This window comes from Streptomyces humi (genome assembly GCF_001005085.2).
In the GTDB taxonomy this organism is placed as follows: Bacteria; Actinomycetota; Actinomycetes; order Streptomycetales; family Streptomycetaceae; genus Streptomyces; species Streptomyces humi.
Window position 1 is genome coordinate 1 of sequence record NZ_LBMU02000134.1, and the last position, 3,539, is coordinate 3,539.

Below are 3,539 nucleotides of genomic sequence, written 5' to 3' on the forward strand. Positions count from 1 at the left end.
CAGGAACCTGACGTCCGGGTTGCCGGTGGCGCGCAGCACGTCCATGGTCACGGCGTAGGGGCCGAGCAGCGCGATCCGCTCGTCCCACACCTCCTTGGGCTCGCCCATCGACACCCAGACGTCGGTGGCGACGAAGTCGGCGCCGCGCACGCCCTCCTTCACGTCCTCGGTGAGCGTGATCCGGGCGCCCGACGCGTCGGCCAGCCGCTGGGCGAGAGCGACGATCGTCTCGTCCGGCCACAGCACCCGGGGGGCGACGATCCGGACGTCCATGCCCAGCAGGGCGCCGGTGACGAGGTACGAGTTGCCCATGTTGTAGCGGGCGTCGCCGAGGTAGGCGAAGGCGATGTCGGTGAGCGGCTTGTCGGTGTGCTCGGTCATGGTGAGCACGTCGGCGAGCATCTGGGTGGGGTGCCACTCGTCGGTGAGGCCGTTGTAGACGGGCACCCCGGCGAACGCGGCGAGTTCCTCCACGACACCCTGGCCGTGGCCGCGGTACTCGATCGCGTCGAACATCCGGCCGAGGACCCGGGCGGTGTCCTTCACCGACTCCTTGTGCCCGATCTGCGACCCGGACGGGTCGAGGTAGGTGGTGACGGCACCCTGGTCGGCGGCGGCGACCTCGAAGGCGCAGCGGGTACGGGTGGAGGTCTTCTCGAAGACCAGCGCGATGTTCCGGCCGCGCAGGTGCTGGGTCTCGGTCCCGGCCTTCTTGGCCGCCTTCAGCTCGGCGGCCAACTCGACCAGCCCGCGGAACTCCTCCTGCGTGAAGTCCAGCTCCTTGAGGAAGTGGCGGCCGGCGAGGGCGGTCGGGACTGTCGCCATGGGGGCGCTCCAGCGGTAGGGGTCGGCTTCAGGGACTATGAAAGTCTATACGATATTCCACATTTCTATACAGGCGTCGCCCACCGTGCATGCGGTTCCTCACACGGCGTCCCGCTGGACCGGGCAGCTCATGCAGCGCGGCCCGCCCCGGCCCCGGCCCAGTTCGCTGCCCGGGATCTCTATCACCTCGATGCCCTGTTTGCGCAGGTGCGTGTTGGTGGTGGAGTTGCGTTCGTAGGCGACCACGACCCCGGGCTCGACGGCGAGGACGTTGCAGCCGTCGTCCCACTGCTCGCGTTCGGCCGCGTGCACGTCCTGGGTGGCGGTCAGCACCCGGATCTCGCTCAGGCCGAGGGCGGCGGCGATCGCGCGGTGCATGTGCTCCGGCGGATGGTCGGTGACCTTCAGCTCCTTCTCGCCGACGCCGGGTTCGATGGTGTACGACCGGAGCATGCCGAGCCCCGCGTACTGGGTGAAGGTGTCGCCGTCGACCATCGTCATCACGGTGTCGAGATGCATGAAGGCGCGCCGCTTCGGCATGTCCAGCGCGACGATCGACTGCGCGGAGCCGGCCGCGAACAGCTTGTGCGCGAGCATCTCCACGGCCTGCGGGGTGGTGCGCTCGCTCATCCCGATCAGCACCGCGCCGTTGCCGATCACCAGGACGTCGCCGCCCTCGATGGTGGAGGGGTAGGCGGCCTGCCCCTCCGACCAGACGTGGAACGGCCCGGCGCGGAACAGCGGGTGATGCCGGTAGATCGCCTCGAAGTGCACGGTCTCGCGCTGCCGGGCGGGCCAGCGCATGGCGTTGATGGAGACCCCGTCGTAGACCCACGCGGAGGTGTCGCGGGTGAAGAGGTGGTTGGGGAGCGGTTCGAGGAGGAAGTCGTCCAGGTCCATGACGTGGAAGCGGACGGAGGTCGGCTCCTCGTGCGCGTCCAGGAACTCGCGCTTGGTCATGCCGCCGACCAGCGCCTCGGCCAGTTCCGGCGCCGGCAGCTTCTCGAAGGCGGCGCGCAGGTGGTCGGTGGCGAGCGGGCCGTACTCCTTCTCGTCGAAGACCCGGTCCAGGACGAGCGCGCGGGCCGCGGGGAGCTCCAGGGCCTCGGTGAGCAGGTCGCCGAAGAGGTGGACGGCGACACCGCGGTCGCGCAGGACGTCGGCGAAGCCGTCGTGCTCGGCGCGGGCCCGGCGCACCCAGAGGACGTCGTCGAAGAGGAGGGCGTCCTTGTTGCTGGGGGTGAGCCTTTTGAGCTCCAGATCCGGCCGGTGCAGGATGACGCGGCGCAGCCGCCCGGCCTCGGAGTCGACGTGGAATCCCATGACTCCATCCTGACCATCGAGGACCGTGTTCACCCCCGGCTCGGCCGTTTCCCGCCCTCTTGTTTTCGTCCCCTTGACGACAAACGTGACCAGGATTATGGTCAACTTGACTCTAAAGATTGTCCGACAGGTTGATTCAGAAGACGAGGGGGGCCTCATGGCCGACATCACCCGACGCCTGGGCTGGCGCCACCTGCGCGGGGCTCCGACGGCGCACATCCGGCACCACAGCTCCGGCAGGCTGGCGCACGAGGGACCCGGGCTGAGCTTCTGGTTCCGGCCGCTGTCCGCCGCGATCTCGGAGGTGCCGGTCGACGACCGCGAGCTGGCGATGACCTTCCACGCCCGGACGGCCGACTTCCAGGACGTGGCGGTGCAGGCGACGGTCACCTACCGCGTCGGCGACCCGGCGGTGGCCGCCGCCCGCCTCGACTTCTCCCTCGACCCGGACACCGGCGTCTGGCGCGGCACACCGCTGGAGCAGCTGGGCACGCTGCTCACGGAGACGGCCCAGCAGCACGCGCTGGCCGTGCTGGCCCGCACCGCGCTGGCCGAGGCCCTGGTGGACGGGGTGGCGGCGGTACGGGAACGGATCGCCGCCGGGCTGGCCGCGGAGCCCCGGCTCCCGGCGACCGGGATCGAGGTGGTGGCCGTCCGCGTGATGGCGCTGCGCCCCGAGCCGGAGGTGGAGCGGGCGCTGCGCACCCCGGCCCGTGAGCAGATCCAGCAGGAGGCCGACCGGGCCACCTACGAGCGGCGGGCGGTGGCCGTCGAACGGGAGCGGGCGATCGCCGAGAACGAGCTGGCCAGCCAGATCGAACTGGCCCGCCGCGAGGAGCAGTTGGTGGAGCAGCGCGGCACCAACGCGCGGCGCGAGGCGGAGGAGCACGCGGCGGCCGACGCGGTCCGCGCGGAGGCGGAGGCAACGCGCACGGTGAAGCTGGCGGAGGCGGAGGCGAAGCGGTCCGTGAGGCTGGCGGAGGCGGAGGCCGCGCGGTCCGTGAAACTCGCGGAGGCCGAGGCGGCGCGGTCCGTGAAACTGGGCGAGGCGGAGGCCGCGCGGGCGGTCACGCTGGCGCGGGCCGAGGCCGCGGCGGCACGGGAGGTCGGCGAGGCGCGGGCCGCGGCGCAGGCGGCCTGGCTGCGGGTGCACGGCGAGGTCGACGTGGCCACGCTGCACGCGCTCACGGGCAGCCGGCTCGCCGAGAACCTGCCGCGCATCGACAGCGTGACCGTCTCCCCGGACGTACTGACCGGCCTCCTGGCAAAGCTGGGAACGACGGAGCAGACATGAACCCGGCCCCCGGCCCCCACCGACTCCCGGCCCCGACCGCCCGACCCTTCCGGCACCCGCTTCCGACCACCCGCTCCCACCAGCTCCCCGCACCGAC

At 71.6% G+C, this 3,539-nt stretch carries 3 protein-coding genes; 1 reads left to right on the forward strand and 2 read right to left on the reverse strand.

The genetic code is table 11. The annotated features are described in order from the left end of the window. Together argF and AAW13_RS42265 are read right to left on the reverse strand one after the other, a co-directional pair. Positions 1-825, reverse strand: an 825-nt coding sequence (argF, locus tag AAW13_RS42260; RefSeq protein ID WP_071659863.1) for an ornithine carbamoyltransferase, incomplete at its 3' end; no start/stop codon positions are given. Positions 826-924: 99 nt separating this feature from the next. Beyond that, on the reverse strand, positions 925-2,148 hold the full coding sequence (locus AAW13_RS42265) for an arginine deiminase (RefSeq protein ID WP_046728582.1): 1,224 nt from the start codon (positions 2,146-2,148) through the stop codon (positions 925-927). 157 nt (positions 2,149-2,305) lie between these two features. Between AAW13_RS42265 and AAW13_RS42270 the strand changes: the two genes are divergently transcribed. Beyond that, positions 2,306-3,442 carry an SPFH domain-containing protein gene (locus tag AAW13_RS42270; RefSeq protein ID WP_046728581.1) on the forward strand — a complete coding sequence of 379 codons (1,137 nt, stop codon included), beginning with the start codon at positions 2,306-2,308 and terminating at the stop codon, positions 3,440-3,442. The last annotated feature ends 97 nt before the right edge of the window (positions 3,443-3,539 follow it).